We start from the raw sequence: 16,560 nt of genomic DNA on the forward strand, positions 1-16,560 counted from the left end.
ATCATTGAGATAAAAAAATACCGCTCTTCAAGAGCGGTATTTTCCAATGCTTAAATCGATTTTCGATTATTTTACAAACTCAACACCGATTTGAATGTCGCCTTTGAGCGTATCTAACATGCCATCCAGCGCGGCTTGCTCATAAGCGCTCAGTTTGCCGATATCCAGCAACGCTTCAACGCCATTTTTACCTAGCTTGATAGGTTGGGCAAAGAATGGAGCGTACTCCCCCTCACCTTCTACATACGCGTACTCAACAACATCAGATTCGCCTTGCAGTGCTTTAACCAGTGCAAGACCAAAACGACATGCCGCTTGGCCCATAGAAAGAGTCGCTGAACCGCCACCCGCCTTAGCTTCAACCACCTCGGTACCCGCATTTTGGATACGTTTAGTCAACGCGGCGACTTCTTCATCGGTAAAGCTTACGCCTTCTACTTGCGACAACAGAGGCAGAATGGTAACCCCTGAGTGACCACCAATCACAGGCACACGAACTTGGCCCGGATCTTTATCTTTCAGTGCGGCAACGAAGGTTTCAGAGCGGATCACATCCAGTGTGGTGACACCAAATAGCTTACGCTTGTCATACACACCGGCTTTTTTCAGCACTTCGGCTGCGATAGGGACCGTTGTGTTCACTGGGTTAGTAATAATGCCAACACAGGCTTTCGGACACACCACAGCAATTTTTTCTGCCAATGCTTTCACAATACCAGCGTTCACATTGAACAGATCCGCACGATCCATACCCGGCTTACGTGCAACACCCGCAGAAACCAGAACCACATCCGCACCTTCCAACGCAGGCGCTGGGTCTTCACCCGCATAGCCTTTGATGGTAACTGGTGTTGGGATATGACTCAGATCCGCAGCGACACCCGGTGTGACAGGCGCAATATCATACAGCGCGAGATCAGAACCAGCAGGAAGACGGTTTTTGAGTAACAGAGCAAGGGCTTGACCAATGCCGCCAGCGGCACCAATAACAGCGACTTTCATCGTAAATCTCCTTGAGAGTAATCTCTTATATGTTTGTAGGGTGATTAGGTGTATCCGACCGTCAAACGCTATAGCAATCACAATCTGATTACAATCAATTAACGTCAGCTTTGCGACTTTGCGCAATACTGCTGAGAAGGCGTTACAGCATCGAAGACGATTATCGGTTAATGTTCAATTGAGACAAAGAGTTATACAGCGATCTAACCTGATAACAAAAACATTTACAGTGACAGTGAAGACAATTTTAGCGAGTCGTTTGGTGTGTCGTGCATAGGTATGCGAGAATATGCACAAATCGATCATTTAACCAAAGTAAGAAGAACCATGCGTAACGTAGATAAACAAGACAACCTAGTCCGAGCCTTCAAAGCCTTACTAAAAGAAGAACGCTTTGGCTCACAAGGCGATATTGTTGAAGCGCTAAAAAATGAAGGCTTTGACAACATCAACCAATCCAAAGTATCGCGCATGCTGACCAAGTTTGGCGCGGTACGTACCCGTAACGCTAAGATGGAGATGGTTTACTGCTTGCCTGCAGAATTAGGCGTACCGACAGCGAGTAGCTCACTGCGTGAATTAGTGCTGGATGTGGATTACAACAACGCGTTGGTGGTGATCCGCACAGGTCCGGGAGCGGCACAATTGATCGCTCGCTTGCTCGACTCTCTCGGCAAATCCGAAGGCATTCTCGGGGTAGTCGCTGGCGATGACACGATTTTTATCACCCCGACCTTGGATGTTCCAGTGAAAGAGCTGTTCCACTCTGTGTGCGAATTGTTTGAATACGCCGGTTAACCACTTTCTCATTTAATGATGTTTAGTCACGCCATAGTGCGTGACTAAACTCACATCTTAGAAACATCATTACTCACCATTTAAACAGACTAAGCATTTGAAATTAAAAGGGTATATTTACGGAATACTCAACGCTTTGCTGTTTAATAAATGAGTCAATCACACTATAAATTTTAACAGTTGTGTAATTATCTGTTGTTTTTTTGGTATGATTCCGCTGCTTTATCGTTCTTTGCCGCGAATAAAGCAACGTTTCTCAGGCAGGAAAGCTCGAAGCCGCGCTGACGCTTTGGGTTACATTACCAATGAAGGAAGGGAAATTCATGTCATTACCTAAAATAATCAAAATGGGTGCTATCGCAGCCGCAGTTATCGGCTCTGGTGTCGCCAGCGCGCAGGATTTCATTACTATCGGTACCGGTTCGGTTACTGGTGTTTATTACCCTACGGGCGGCGCTATCTGTAAATTAGTGAACAAGGATCGTAAAGATCACAACATTCGTTGTTCCGTTGAATCGACTGGCGGCTCTATTTACAACGTCAACACTATCCGTTCTGGCGAATTGGATTTCGGTATTGTGCAATCAGATTGGCAGTACCATGGCTACAACGGCACGAGCGAATTTGCAGAACAAGGCCCGTACAAGAAACTGCGCGCCGTATTCTCAATGCACACCGAGCCTTTCAATATCATCGCGCGTGCTGATTCAGGCATTGAAAACGTGAAAGACCTCGCGGGCAAGCGCGTGAACATTGGTAACCCAGGCTCAGGCGATCGCGCCACTATGCAAGTGGTGATGGATGCCTTCGGTTGGAATAACGACAGCTTTAAACTGGCGGCGGAGCTCAAAGGCTCAGAGCGCTCACAAGCGCTGTGTGACAACAAGATTGATGCCTTCATCTACATGGTTGGCCATCCAAATGGTGCCATCAAAGAAGCGACCACCTCTTGTGCTGCCAAACTGGTTCCCGCTACGGGCCCTGAGATCGAAAAGATCGTCGCCAACAACCCTTACTATGCTTACAGCGTTGTACCGGCTGGCATGTACAGCGGCACAGATCAAGAAGTGAAAAGCTTTGGTGTGGCAGCAACGTTAGTCACCACGGAAGATGTGTCTGAAGCGGTCGTCTACAACCTGACCAAAGCGGTATTTGAAAACTTCGATACCTTTACTCGCCTCCACCCAGCGTTTGCTAACTTGAAAAAAGAAGACATGGTAACCGCAGGGAACTCTATCCCACTCCACCCAGGTGCAGTGAAATACTACAAAGAAGCGGGTTTGATTAAGTAACGCGTTTCAACTGAGAAGGGAGAGGAAATCCTCTCCCGTAAAAATAAAAAAAGAGGAGGCAAATGCCTCCTCATTAGTATCACGTTCACGTTTGGTGATACTACTTTCAGGTACAACACTCTCAGTACCGATGACAAGTCTATGGAACATCAATAATAAGGATAAGGTACATGACGCAGACAACAACACCGTCGCAAGATGTGCAAGAGATGGTGGCGCAAGCAGACACTGGCGCTCGAGCCCCCAAAGGGCTTCCGGGGCGTGTGCTTTGGTTTGTTCCGCTCTGTTGGTCACTTTTCCAACTTTGGTACGCTTCACCACTCCCCTTTATCTTCGACTTTGGCGTACTCAATGATACGCAAGCTCGCTCCATTCACTTAACGTTTGCCGTTTTTCTCGCCTTCACGGCCTATCCGGCAATGAAAGGTTCGCCGCGCGATCGCATTCCTTTAACCGACTGGCTTTTGGCACTCGCGGGTAGCTTTTCCGCTGCTTATATCTATCTGTTTTACGCCGAGCTCGCAGGACGCTCAGGCGCACCCACTCAGTTTGATGTGATCGCCTCTGTGGTCGGCATGGTATTACTCCTCGAAGCGACACGCCGGGCATTAGGCCCACCACTGATGATGGTGGCCGCGCTCTTTTTACTTTACACCTTCGCTGGCCCTTACATGCCCGATGTGATTGCCCATAAAGGGGCGAGTCTAAATAAGGCGATGTCACACTTGTGGCTCACCACCGAAGGAGTATTTGGTGTCGCACTTGGGGTATCTACCTCATTCGTGTTCCTGTTCGTGCTTTTTGGTGCCATGCTGGAGCGGGCTGGCGCGGGCGCTTACTTCATCAAAGTGGCTTTCTCGATGCTTGGGCACATGCGTGGTGGTCCAGCCAAAGCGGCCGTGGTAGCGTCAGGCCTTTCCGGATTGGTTTCTGGCTCTTCAATCGCCAACGTGGTCACCACGGGAACTTTCACCATTCCTTTAATGAAACGTGTGGGTTTTCCCGGCACCAAAGCGGGTGCAGTGGAAGTGGCCGCCTCCACCAACGGCCAGCTGACGCCACCGATTATGGGTGCAGCGGCTTTCTTAATGGTGGAATATGTCGGGATTTCCTATGTTGAAGTGATCAAAGCGGCGATCCTACCCGCACTGATTTCTTATATCGCGCTGATTTATATCGTTCACCTTGAAGCGTGTAAGGCGGGCATGAGTGGTTTGCCTCGTCGTCATCAATCGACGGTGGCCCAAAAGCTGCTCTCATTTACCGCCACGATTCTTGGCTTATGCGTGATAAGTGCCGTGGTTTATTACGGTATCGGCTGGACTAAAGAAGCCTTTGGCGACGCAGCAACGCCCATCCTCACTGTGGTGTTATTGGCTGCTTATGTCGGCTTAGTGAAAATCTCCGCCCCCTACGCCAAAGAGGGTTTAGGGATTGATGAGAATTTGCAGTACGTCCCCGATGTCGCCCCGACGCTAAAATCCGGTCTACACTACTTGCTGCCGATTGTGGTATTGGTGTGGTGTTTGACGGTTGAGCGCTTCTCGCCCGGCTTATCGGCCTTCTGGGCCAGCGTGTTTATGATTTTCATCCTACTCACGCAACGTCCACTGATGGCTCTCTTTAATCGCACGGGTTCACTAGGTGATGCGGCGAAAGAGGGCGTGACTGACCTTTTTGAAAGCTTAGTCTCAGGTGCCCGCAATATGATCGGCATTGGGGTCGCGACCGCTGCCGCTGGCACAGTCGTGGGGGTAGTGACCCTGACTGGGATTGGTTTAGTGATGACCGACTTTGTCGAGTTTATCTCTGGCGGTAACTTGATGCTGATGCTGATTTTCACTGCCGTGATCAGCTTAATTCTGGGTATGGGCTTACCAACGACCGCCAACTACATCGTAGTTTCCACCTTGATGGCTCCAGTCATTGTCACTCTAGGCGCTGAACATGGCTTAATCATTCCACTGATTGCGGTGCATCTGTTCGTATTCTATTTCGGTATTTTGGCCGATGATACGCCTCCGGTCGGACTTGCCGCATTTGCCGCGGCGGCGATCGCCAAATCCGACCCGATCCGCACCGGTATCCAAGGCTTTGCCTACGATATCCGCACCGCGATTTTGCCTTTCATGTTTGTGTTTAATACCCAACTGCTGCTGATGGGTATTGATAGCTGGTGGCACTTAATGCTGACCATACTCTCTTCCATCACCGCCATGTTGCTGTTCTCGGCGGCAACCCAAGGGTGGTGGTTAACCAAGACCAAATGGTGGGAAGTCGTCGCGCTACTGGTGCTGACCTTCACCTTCTTCCGCCCCGGTTTTTGGTGGGACATGGTCTACCCAGCTCAAGTCATGTATGCCGGCACTAAGTTAGAGCAGATTGTCGAGCAAGCTCCCATTGGACAACCGATCCAAATGATCGTCGCGGGAGAGAATCTTAAAGGCGAATACACCTCTAAAACCGTGCAACTGCCATTTGAAGATCGCGCCGTCAGCGCTCAAGATCGGATCGCCTCTATGGGCTTAACTCTGCTTAATGATAAAAACCGCATGCTGGTAGAAATGGTTGAGTTTGGCAGCCCAGCCGAAGCGGCGGGCATCGATTTCGATTGGGAAATTCGCTCAGTGGTGGTCGATAGCGATCGACCAATGAAAGAGTGGGTATTCTTGCCTGCGATTTTGCTGACCTTACTGCTGGCTTGGAACCAAAAAAGACGGATAAAAAAGGCGTAACAAGGTGCTATGTCAATATGCCTGAGTCAAATCAGGCATATACTTATCCCGTCAATCAATCATCGCTAACGCATCCCTAAGACGCATGTTGCGGGATGACGAATAAACCCTAGAGAGCGTCATGTATAAACATATTCTTGTTCCGGTTGATTTGAATGAACAAGGCTTTGCCGACAAAGCGGTGCAACTTGCTGTCTGGCATGCTAAGCATTCCAATGCCGAAATTCACTTGCTGAACGTGTTGCCTGGTATTCACATGTCCATGGTGGCGACTTATTTTCCTAAAGACGCGGCCGCGCAGATGAAAAATGATGTGCGAGCACAACTCAAAGCCTTTGCGGAGAAGCACATCGCTGAAGAGGTGGTGTACAAACTCCACATCGCCGAAGGCAAACCTTACGCCACTATCCTTGATTATGCCGAGCGCTTAGGGGCTGACTTAATTGTTATGCCAAGCCACAAACGCTCACGCATCGATAAAGTGATGCTCGGCTCCGTGGCCAGTAAAGTAGTGGAAAATTCGCCCATTAATGTCATGGTCGTCAAACCACAAGGTTAATCGGCACTCATCTTCAATCGTTTATTCAAGGCGCATATTGCGCCTTTTTTGTTCACCGATTCCTATCACACTAATTGGTTTTGCCTGTTTGAATAACTGAGAACGATTATCGATAATCAACTCATCGAACAAGATCAGGTGGACTGAATCATGAAAAAGACATTAAGTTTTGCAGCAATACACTTTACCATCGCGTTTACGGTAGCGTATGTACTGACAGGCGATGTCATCATCGGCAGCCTGATTGCAATGCTCGAACCTATGGTGAACACCGTTGCGTTTTACTTCCATGAAAAAGCATGGGTGAAATCCGCTGCTTTACAACGCTTTGCGGGCGACCCAAGAATCAAAACGGCCAGCTTCGCGACGATTCACTTTACCGTAGCGTTCAGCGTGGCTTACCTGTTAACGGGCAGTTGGTTGGTCGGTGGGGTGATGGCGATGATTGAACCCAGCATCAACACTTGTGCCTACTACTTTCATGAGAAAGTTTGGCAAAGCAAACACGCAGGCCATCTTGGCTGCGCTCACTAAGTGATGCCAAAGCATCTTCAAACGCCTTCTTGATGAAGGCGTTTTGTATTGTTGATGCAAAAAACGTTACAGCGGGAAATGGCTAACACAATGCGCTTCACTCAAGCCCAGTCGGAAACGCTTAACTTGCCCATCCAACTGCACGGTGATCAGATACAGATCTTCTGCTCGCGGGTGGCGCACATCGTAAATCTTGGGGGCATCAACCTGAAAGAGTACGCTCGCATGATCGCTACGCACATCAATCGGCACTTGATAGGTTCGCCCATCAAATTTTACCGCAGCGGAAACCAAGCCCGGCGAATAGGTGGTGAAAAACAGGTTTACCAGCAACTCGCAACCGCTGTGATGCCAGATTTGCTCAGTTGAAACATGGGTCAGACGCAAATGACGGATGCATTGTAGATAAGGCGCTTTCCAGATCCCCATTCGCTGATCATAATTGGGCACATCCTGCTCGCCCAAGAAACACAACTCGCTCTCCTCTTCATCCAGCAACCCATCCTCATCCGCTTCTAAAAATAGAATTTCAAATCGGTTGCGACCCGGCTTCAATAATGGACGAATCTCTTTGCGGTAAATCGCTTGTGAGCCATCACAGTCAAACAGCGCCACACCGTTAAGGCGCACTTCAGCGTGGTAATCAATGCCTTCAATAACCAAATCAATAGCGGCAAAGCTCAACAAATCGTCATCCACCTCTATATCGTGCATTAAATGCCACTCTTGCTGCGCAATATCGTCTTCGCTCAATGTTTTGGGCAAAACGGCACTTAATGGCGCTGGAAAGGTGATGTCATCTTGAGGGATAGAGAGATCCGTCAGTGGAGAGAGTTGCCAAAGGCCGGCGAGTGAGAGCTGCATAAGGTTCCAATTCCTGTTGGTTTGCGCGCATTATACCCGAAGTGAAATCTATTGCAGCGTCCATGTAACACAGTGATTGTGGCTTACAATCGATTAGTACAGGCAAAAAAATACCAGCCCTGTGGCTGGTATCTTAGACTCGAGGATTAATGCTCGTCGTCTTCATCCTCATCTTCGTCAGAGTACAAAGCGTCTTCGCCTTCGTAATACGTACCCCAACCGTCATAAATGATGTCAAATTTTTCAGCCAGATTGACCAGTTTTTCCACTTGTTCATCAATCAGTTTGGCATCTAATGCAGACTGCATGGTGGCATCAAAGCAGAGCAGCTTATTACCATCTTCATCTTCCGTTTCTTCCGCTTCCAGCACTTCAAAACCCATTTTGAACGCTTCAACGGCCGCTTTTTCCAGCTTATCGAAATCTTCTGCAAACAGATGGTGCTCAATCTCATACAAGGCATCTGGATCACTGCCATCTTCGAGCAGGGCCTGAATAATATCGCGAGTCTCTTCCTTTTGGATCTCGATTAATTCTTCTACAGATAGATAATCATCTTGGTGAGACATGATGTGCTCCAGATAGTCAATGGGATCGGAAATTTGTGCGGCGCACTATCGCATGGATTGAAGGGAATTTCTAGCCACAAAACGATCTGGGAAGATCTTTCACTGAACTCACGATCCTTTCCTTATAAGGTTTTTAACATTTTTTTATCAAATGCCAAATTCAGCATAATCTGTGCTCTCTCTATCCGTTGAAATCGAGCGGCTGATTGCCTGTTTATGGAAAGATAATGCATAGCTAAAAACCGACTAAAAAAGGAAAAAATTCCACCCTTCCCTTCAAGCACTCACCCATTGTGAATAAATAGTTAATTAAAGAACCAAAAATGCATAAACACATCGGCTTATGCTGCGCATAGCTAAGCAAATTGAGCAACAACACACATCTTAGGTGCAAAAAGAATACAGCGCTAAAAACCACAGCTAAAAAAGACAAATAATCCAAAAAATAAAAATAAAGCGAAGTTTAATAACACAAAGCCAACTTGCAACTTCATAAAAATCTCTTCATAACTATATCGAACCGAAGAATTGGCAAGCAGGATGCTTGTTATACCCAAACTACTTGGAGTGGCAGGTAGGCAGCAAGAGAGTACATCCCCATGAGCATAGATAAACACTGCGACTGGGGTGAACGAACGTAGCCAACACCGCTGTAAATAGGAAAGGGATAAGCCATCGCTACCTACACATCGCTGCGGGTGGCACAAAAGAGAGGAAGGAAACCCGATGAATCGTTTGTATGTGGGCTCTGAAGTGGGGCAACTGCGCCGTGTATTGTTAAATCGTCCGGAGCGGGCACTCACCCATTTAACCCCCTCTAACTGCCATGAACTCTTGTTTGATGATGTACTGGCCGTTGAAGCGGCGGGCGTTGAGCACGATGCCTTTGCCAATACGTTGCGCACACAAGATGTGGAAGTGTTACTGCTGCACGATTTACTCGAAGAGACACTCGCCATTCCTGAAGCCAGACAATGGCTACTGAACACTCAGATCAGCGATTTTCGCTTTGGTCCAACCTTTGCTCGCGAGCTGCGCCACGCTCTTAACCATCTTGATGATCATCATCTCACCACGCTTTTACTGGGCGGGCTCGCTTTTTCTGAATTGCACCTCGAATCGGATTCCATGCTACCGAAAATGCGCCAGCCACTCGATTTTGTGATTGAGCCATTGCCCAATCACCTGTTTACTCGTGATACCTCATGCTGGGTGTATGGAGGGGTGTCACTCAATCCAATGATGAAGCCTGCTCGCCAGCGTGAAACCAACCATTTGCGCGCGATTTATCGCTGGCACCCGATTTTTGCCCAGCATCCTTTTATCCACTATTTCGGTATTGATGATCTGCACTACGACAACGCCAATATCGAGGGTGGTGATGTGCTGGTGATCGGCAAAGGCGCGGTGTTGATTGGAATGTCTGAACGCACTTCACCACAAGGGGTGGAAAATTTAGCGGCCGCACTCTTTAAACATGGTCAAGCCAGCGAAGTAATTGCGATCAACCTGCCCAAACATCGCTCATGCATGCATTTAGATACGGTGATGACTCATATAGATGTGGATACTTTTTCCGTTTATCCAGAGGTCATGCGTAAAGATCTGCCGACTTGGCGACTCACCCCCAAGGGCAACAACGGCGATATGCGCGTTGAGCAAGTCCCCAGCTATTTGCACGCTATTGAGCAAGCACTTGGAGTCGATTATTTGAAAATCATCACCACAGGTGGCAACAGTTACGAAGCCGAACGCGAGCAGTGGAATGACGCCAATAACGTCCTCACTGTCAAACCTGGGGTAGTGATTGGCTACGAACGTAACGTTTATACCAATGAGAAATACGATAAAGCAGGCATTAAGGTACTGACCATTCCCGGCAATGAGCTAGGACGTGGCCGCGGCGGCGCACGTTGTATGAGCTGCCCGATTGAGCGTGACGGGATTTAATCTCTCAACGCAAAACCACCGCGAATGGCGGTGGTTTTGCGTCGTAGTGTCTATTGTCAGGCTAACGGTTAGGACAACGAACCAGCAAAATTCGGTTACTCTGTCCCACCCACAGTCAGGGCATCCAACTTCAGAGTTGGCTGGCCAACGCCAACTGGCACGCTTTGTCCCGCTTTACCACACACGCCAACACCGCGATCCAGCGCCAGATCGTTACCGACCATAGAGACCTGCTGCATGGCTTCAATACCAGAACCAATCAGAGTTGCGCCTTTGATTGGACGGGTGATTTTGCCATTTTCAATCAAGTAGGCTTCTGAGGCCGAGAACACAAACTTACCGGAGGTGATATCCACCTGACCGCCACCAAAGTTCGGGGCGTAAATGCCTTTTTTCACCGAAGCGATGATTTCTTCTGGTGTGTGCTCGCCCGGTAGCATGTAAGTATTGGTCATACGCGGCATAGGCAGATGAGCGTAAGATTCACGGCGGCCATTCCCCGTCGGTGCTACGCCCATTAAACGGGCATTGAGCTTGTCTTGGATGTAGCCTTTCAAAATACCTTTTTCGATCAGCACGTTGTATTGACCACTCACCCCTTCATCATCCACGTTGAGAGAGCCGCGCAGATCTTTGAGTGTACCGTCATCGACAATCGTACACAGATCAGAAGTGACTTTTTTGCCGACTTTGCCTGCAAATACCGACGAGCCTTTACGGTTAAAATCGCCTTCCAGGCCATGACCGACCGCCTCATGCAGCAACACACCCGGCCAACCGGATCCGAGTACCACAGGCATGGTTCCGGCAGGAGCGGCTACCGCTTCAAGGTTAACGAGCGCTTGGCGAATCGCTTCATCGGCGAAAGAAAACGCGATTTTTTGTCCCGCTTCTTCTTGTAAGAAATAGTCGTAACCAAAACGGCCACCACCACCCGCGCTACCGCGCTCACGGCGATCGCCTTTTTGCGCTAGCACGCTAATCGAAAGACGAACCAGAGGACGAATATCCCCTGCGTACGTGCCATCAGTAGCCGCCACGAGGATCTGCTCATGCACACCGCTTAAACTGACTGACACTTCGGTGATGAGAGGCTCTTTAGTACGAATGTACGCATCAAGCTGTTTCAGCAGTTCGGTTTTTTGCTGTTTTTCCCAACTTTCCAGTGGGTTATGCGCGCCATAAAACTCAGGATGTTGCGCGCGCTTAAACGCTTGTACGGTGAGGTTTTGACCTTGTTGAGCAATCCCACGCGCCGCGATGGCACTCTGCTTTAAACCTTCTAACTGAATTTGATCAGAGTAAGCAAAACCGGTTTTTTCACCACTGACGGCGCGCACACCGACCCCACAATCAATATTGAATGAGCCGTCTTTAATGATGCTGTCTTCCAGTACCAGAGATTCATGCCAGCTGGATTGGAAATAAATATCGGCATAATCAATCTGGCGAGTCGCAATACTGGACAGCGTATCGGCAATATCCTGTTCAGTGAGCCCAGCGGGTGCCAGCAGTGCCGTTTCAATTTGGTTCATCGTCATCAGTGTGTGTTCTCTATTAATTGATGGGTAAAACGCGTGTGCTGTGTAATGGGCATTGCGCGTCTCACAGAATCGAGCGTTGCAAGATCGAACTCGACCACTTTACTTTGTACTTCGGCGCCTAAATTGGCGATCACTTCACCCCACGGGCTAATCACCATGGAATGTCCCCACGTCTCTCGTCCGCATGGATGATGTCCAGTTTGACCCACGGCAATCACCCAGCATTGCGTTTCAATGGCTCGGGCGCGTAACAAGACTTCCCAGTGGGCTTGGCCCGTCACCGCAGTAAAGGCCGCAGGAACCAGCAAAATCTGTGCACCTTGGCGCCGTAATTCTGCGTACAAGTGCGGAAAGCGCACATCGTAGCAAATCGATAGGCCCAACGCTCCAAACGGCGTTGAGGTGACGACCACCTGTTGCCCCGGCGTAAAGGTTTCGGATTCGCGATAACGCTGATGGCCATCAGCGACATCGACATCGAACATATGCAGTTTATCGTAAACCGCCACTCGCTCACCTTGTGCATTCCACAATAGGCTACTAGTGGTAATCCCGTCAGCGCGGCGGATCGGCATACTGCCTATTAATAACCATACACCATATTCTTTGGCGAGGCTCGCTAAGGCGTGCTGAACTGGACCGTGATCCAAAGATTCGGCTTGTTGATGGTATTGTTCACGATTCCCCAACAGCAGGGCATTTTCTGGTGTCACAATCCATTGCGCTCCTTGCTGAGCAAGCTTGGCCACCTCTTGTTTGAGATAAGTCAGATTACGACTTATCTCAGGGCCTGAGGTCATTTGCACCAGTCCAACTCGTTGCATTTTCTTCCCTATTCAGTCAGTTTACGCAGCTTTTCCGGCAACTTGAATTCGCCTTTACTGCGCGAAAGCTCTTTCACCGTCGGTGAATCGAGCGGTCCTTTTACTTCATAGTTGACTTGAGTAAACACTTCCACTACCGGAGAGATCACCGTGGTGATCGCCAGCACATACAAGGCGGTTTGCGGTGTCACCGCAAACGCCGTCAATACCGGAATGCCTGATGTAATGTCCGGGACGAAATTCACTTCTGCATCGACCGTGCGCGTATTGAGATCGGCGAGACCTTTAATCGTCATCTCTCCGGCCACCGCATCCATTTTGATGTTATTGGTGACAAAAATTCCTTGGGAAAGCTCACCACTGCCGGAGATCGAATCAAACGCCATCCCTTTATCAAATACATCGCTAAAGTCGAGCTGCATTTTGCGTATGATTGAATCAAGGCTAAATAGACCAAGTAACCTTGCCGCCCCACTCACATCGGAAATCACCCCTTTTCCAAGTTTGGTATCCACCTTGCCTTGCAAAGTGTTGACCTGCATTGACCACGGAGCGCCATCCCATTGCGTGCTTGCGGTAATCTCAAACGGCGCACGCTGGATACCTGAGTTGATCCCAAAACGTGCCATCAAGTCACTGTTGTTATCGCCCTTCATATCCAAATTCATTTGGGTTCGGCTCTGAGTATCAGTCAGCGTCCAAGTGCCATTAACATGCAGTTGGTTGGTACCACTAGTGAAATCAATGCTCTTCCACAGCAGCGTATCCCCTTGGCGCTGAAAATCGACATTCGCTTGGCCGATTTTGTAGCCTTGCAACCAAAAGTCTTTGATGGTCAACGTAAGGTTAGGCATCCATTGATGGAATTTACGATCAAAATCGGTGATAAGCGGTAATTTCTGACGATCAAGATCAACCAGCAACGCCTCTTCCCCCACCTCGAGCTGAGGCAAAAACAGATGCAGGCGCTCAAGCGCAATACTCAAATCATAAGGCTCAATATAATTGGCTTGGCCTTTGATCTCTTGGCTATCCAGATTGAGAAGCCAGCCGAGGTCTTTGCGCCGCGCATTAAGATCCACGTCATGCCAATCCAGCCCTGCAAAGGTCAGCTCTTTAACCGCCGCATCCACTCGCTCCGGCATTGGAAATGCCGGCGTATTTAAACTGGCCAGCTTAGATTTTCGCGATTTAGGCGCAGGCTTTTCATTCAAAATGGAGAGCCAATCATCCAGATTGAACGCTTGGCTACGCAACTGGACATGATGCCCCACCACTGGGCTAATTTTAAAACTGCCCTGCCCAAGCACCAGATTCGTGGCTTTCAGAACCGGTACTTTAGGCGTTAAATCGATCTCGGCCTGATATTTTGCTTGCGGCAGTTGCAAGCGCGCGGAAACCATCTCTTGATTGCCCGAGGCTTGCAACAGAGCCTGCCCTTTCACTTTGAGTGCTTTTTTAAGTGGGAAGGGGTAGCGGCTCTCTAACCCGCGCAAATCCGCCTTACCATCCAATTGGTAAGTAAAGCCCACATCATTGAGTTGAATGTCAACGCTCGCCTGCCAAGGTGCATGGCCTTTCACTCGGCTTAACCAGCGTTCGCCCACAAACGGGATCAGCGGTTTGACTTCCCAATCCCCAACCATATCAATGCCAACCGCATAACCCCGCTTGGCATCTTCGCCTTTAAAATCGATCGAGACGGGCTGTTTGAGCAAACGGGCATCAAGCCCCGCTGCACTCACGCGGTCATTATCGAACTCGATTTTGCCAGACACAGAGGTAAGGCTCATCGGCGGTGTATCAATATCCACCGCGTTATTGCTCAGCTCGGCAAAGCCCCAAGCCCGCGGCTCTGCGCCACTGTGGAATGGAATATTGAGTTGAAACTCTGAGCGCACCGGTCCTTTAACTTGAATCGTAGTCAGCGCCGCGCCTACGGAATCGACTAACGGGGTCGCCATCATGTAATTGCGAATCGCGTTACCTTGCTGGGCACTGGCTACCGCTTCAATCTCAATGTGACCCAGCTCGGCCAATTCAGGAATACGGCCGGTGATCCGTTCAGCACTGACTTCCATCAAGGTAGCAGAGCGCGAGTCGAGATACATGGCGTCATTTTCAAACAGCAGATCGAGCTGCAAATCGGTGATCGGTGGCCAAGCCGTATCAAAGGCAAATTTGGCCTCTTTTAAACCAACCCAAGCTTGGAACACGCCATTGTGCATACGATAAGGAAACTGATCTAACGCGCCATACCAGATCAGTTTCGCGGTATTGACTTGTCCCGCTTGAATCGCGGTCGAGAGATAATCGGTCAGCTCACGGCCTAACGCCAACGTCGGCAAGTAGCGCCATGTCTCCCCAGCATTAAAGAGATCGGCTTCGGCATAAAATGAGAGGAATGGGCTAGCATGATCCGGAAAATCGAGGCGAAATGCACCCAGCGCTTGCAAATCCGGCGTCGCTACCGTGACTTTATCGGACCAGAGCGACCATCCATATTGCTCTTGCTGCCAGACCAGATTCACTGCGCCTTGGCGGATATTCAGAGGAGCTTGAAACACCTCACCATAGGGCAACACGTCATCCACCATGCTGGCTTTAATGAGTGCTTTGCTCGGTGAGCCTTGAATTTGCGCTTGCAGAGCATTGACTTGGGGTAGCAACTCCCATTGCGCTATTCCGCCATCAATTAATGATGCCGAATAACGTAATGATTCTAACGTTGCGCCTTTGGCAATCCGCACATCTTCCAAAGTCCCTTTCGGCTTTAAGATTGTCAGCCAATGATTGAGCGTTTGTGACTCGGGGATCAACTTAGCCAGAGGTAACAGGTTCTCAATATTGAGCTGAGAGAGATTGAGCCGCCACTCATCGGGCTGCCAATCCATCGCCACATCCAACAGCGGCCATAGCTCATCATCACTTCGTAAACGCAGTGAGTGGGCATTTACTTGCCAACCTTTCTCGGTTGGTTTGAGTTCGACAATCCCTGACTCAAGCAGCAGTTCATGGGTCTGCTCACCGTTTTGCCACACCAACTCCGAAGGCTTAAATTCGACATAGCCATCTTTCGGCTGATTGTGCTCAAGGGTCGCCCAAGCATTTAAGCTTACTTGGCCTTTTTGAATGCCAGTTTGATCTTTTAAATATCGTGTTAGCCAAGGTAATACGCGCACTTTATCCGCACTGACATAGAAATCGCCCGACACATCGCGCAGCGAACCATGATCAATAAAGTTAGCACTTACCAACAAAGAGTTGATGTTGATGCCTGCAATACTGACCACCCCTTCAGCAAAGTGGCGTAGACCTTGGTTTTGCCAACGCAGTTTTTCAATATCGAGTTGGCGCAGATCGCCGGCAAAAGTGCGATACAAAATCGCTGAGTTTTTGAGGGTGAAATCATCCAGTTGACGCAGTAAGAGATCATCGAGCTGTTTGACTACGCGACCTTGACGCGACTGTTTCGGATTAGGATTTTGCTCTAAGGCCAGCCAGTCGATCGCCCGTAAATCAAGGACTAAACCATTGACAGTAAGATCGGCAACCACAGGTTGCCGCTGCCACACTGATTGCAGCAGGTCGAACTCAATCTCGACACTGGCCGCATTCAGCTGAATATCGTTACTGTCCGGCCAATGGGCTTGTAAGGTTTGCAGTGAGAGGGAGGGGTGCGTATTGCGCCAGTAACCTTGAACATCAGCAATCGCCACTTGTACCGACGAGTTTTGATTCAGCCAATGCTGAATTTCCGCCTGAAAACGGTTCATCTGTGGCAGCAAAATGCGCAGGGCTGTGACGGCCAAAGCCAACACAATCAGCAGGCTGACCAGCAGCCACATAAGGATCCGCCCGAGGCGGGTTACTGTCGAAATCACCCGAT

Annotated in this window: 12 protein-coding genes; 6 read left to right on the top strand and 6 right to left on the bottom strand. The window is 49.3% G+C overall.

Annotation, left to right across the window (positions count from 1 at the left end; all coding sequences use genetic code 11):
• Positions 1-66: 66 nt before the first annotated feature.
• Positions 67-1,002, bottom strand: a complete 936-nt coding sequence (gene mdh / locus GOU96_RS07245) for a malate dehydrogenase (RefSeq protein WP_267781538.1) — start codon at positions 1,000-1,002, stop codon at positions 67-69.
• Positions 1,003-1,329: 327 nt separating this feature from the next.
• Here mdh and argR point away from each other — a divergent pair, with 327 nt between their 5' ends.
• From argR to GOU96_RS07270, 5 genes are all read left to right on the top strand, one after another.
• Positions 1,330-1,800, top strand: a complete 471-nt coding sequence (gene argR / locus GOU96_RS07250; protein ID WP_001246635.1) for a transcriptional regulator ArgR — start codon at positions 1,330-1,332, stop codon at positions 1,798-1,800.
• A 323-nt stretch (positions 1,801-2,123) separates the two neighbouring features.
• Positions 2,124-3,092 carry a TAXI family TRAP transporter solute-binding subunit gene (locus GOU96_RS07255; RefSeq protein ID WP_000056629.1) on the top strand — a complete coding sequence of 323 codons (969 nt, stop codon included), beginning with the start codon at positions 2,124-2,126 and terminating at the stop codon, positions 3,090-3,092.
• A gap of 170 nt (positions 3,093-3,262) precedes the next feature.
• On the top strand, positions 3,263-5,827 hold the full coding sequence (locus GOU96_RS07260) for a TRAP transporter permease (RefSeq protein WP_248388219.1): 2,565 nt from the start codon (positions 3,263-3,265) through the stop codon (positions 5,825-5,827).
• A 121-nt stretch (positions 5,828-5,948) separates the two neighbouring features.
• Entirely contained in the window at positions 5,949-6,386 is a 438-nt protein-coding gene (locus GOU96_RS07265) for a universal stress protein (RefSeq protein ID WP_000276487.1), read from the top strand.
• Between the two features lie 150 nt (positions 6,387-6,536).
• Positions 6,537-6,920: a DUF2061 domain-containing protein gene (locus GOU96_RS07270; RefSeq protein WP_000753231.1), complete on the top strand. Its 384-nt coding sequence runs from the start codon at positions 6,537-6,539 to the stop codon at positions 6,918-6,920.
• 66 nt (positions 6,921-6,986) lie between these two features.
• On the opposite strand, the gene GOU96_RS07275 is transcribed toward GOU96_RS07270, so the two are convergent.
• Positions 6,987-7,784 carry a glycosyl hydrolase 2 galactose-binding domain-containing protein gene (locus GOU96_RS07275; protein WP_114812971.1) on the bottom strand — a complete coding sequence of 266 codons (798 nt, stop codon included), beginning with the start codon at positions 7,782-7,784 and terminating at the stop codon, positions 6,987-6,989.
• 146 nt (positions 7,785-7,930) lie between these two features.
• Entirely contained in the window at positions 7,931-8,353 is a 423-nt protein-coding gene (rraB, locus tag GOU96_RS07280) for a ribonuclease E inhibitor RraB (RefSeq protein WP_000019331.1), read from the bottom strand.
• Positions 8,354-9,079: 726 nt separating this feature from the next.
• On the opposite strand from rraB, the gene arcA reads away from it, so the two are divergent.
• Positions 9,080-10,303 carry an arginine deiminase gene (gene arcA, locus GOU96_RS07285; protein ID WP_001081180.1) on the top strand — a complete coding sequence of 408 codons (1,224 nt, stop codon included), beginning with the start codon at positions 9,080-9,082 and terminating at the stop codon, positions 10,301-10,303.
• A gap of 95 nt (positions 10,304-10,398) precedes the next feature.
• On the opposite strand, the gene tldD is transcribed toward arcA, so the two are convergent.
• The 3 genes from tldD to GOU96_RS07300 are packed head-to-tail and all read right to left on the bottom strand — an operon-like array spanning position 10,399 to position 16,555.
• Positions 10,399-11,844, bottom strand: coding sequence for a metalloprotease TldD (gene tldD / locus GOU96_RS07290; protein ID WP_000178537.1), 1,446 nt, complete (start codon positions 11,842-11,844; stop codon positions 10,399-10,401).
• Positions 11,844-12,671 carry a carbon-nitrogen hydrolase family protein gene (locus GOU96_RS07295; protein WP_175248264.1) on the bottom strand — a complete coding sequence of 276 codons (828 nt, stop codon included), beginning with the start codon at positions 12,669-12,671 and terminating at the stop codon, positions 11,844-11,846. The genes tldD and GOU96_RS07295 overlap by 1 nt, the downstream gene beginning before the upstream one ends.
• A gap of 8 nt (positions 12,672-12,679) precedes the next feature.
• Positions 12,680-16,555, bottom strand: a complete 3,876-nt coding sequence (locus GOU96_RS07300; protein WP_175248265.1) for a YhdP family protein — start codon at positions 16,553-16,555, stop codon at positions 12,680-12,682.
• Positions 16,556-16,560 lie beyond the last annotated feature (5 nt).

Origin of the sequence: Vibrio sp. R-1, from assembly GCF_035615595.1 — a bacterium.
Lineage (GTDB): Bacteria > Pseudomonadota > Gammaproteobacteria > Enterobacterales > Vibrionaceae > Vibrio > Vibrio cholerae.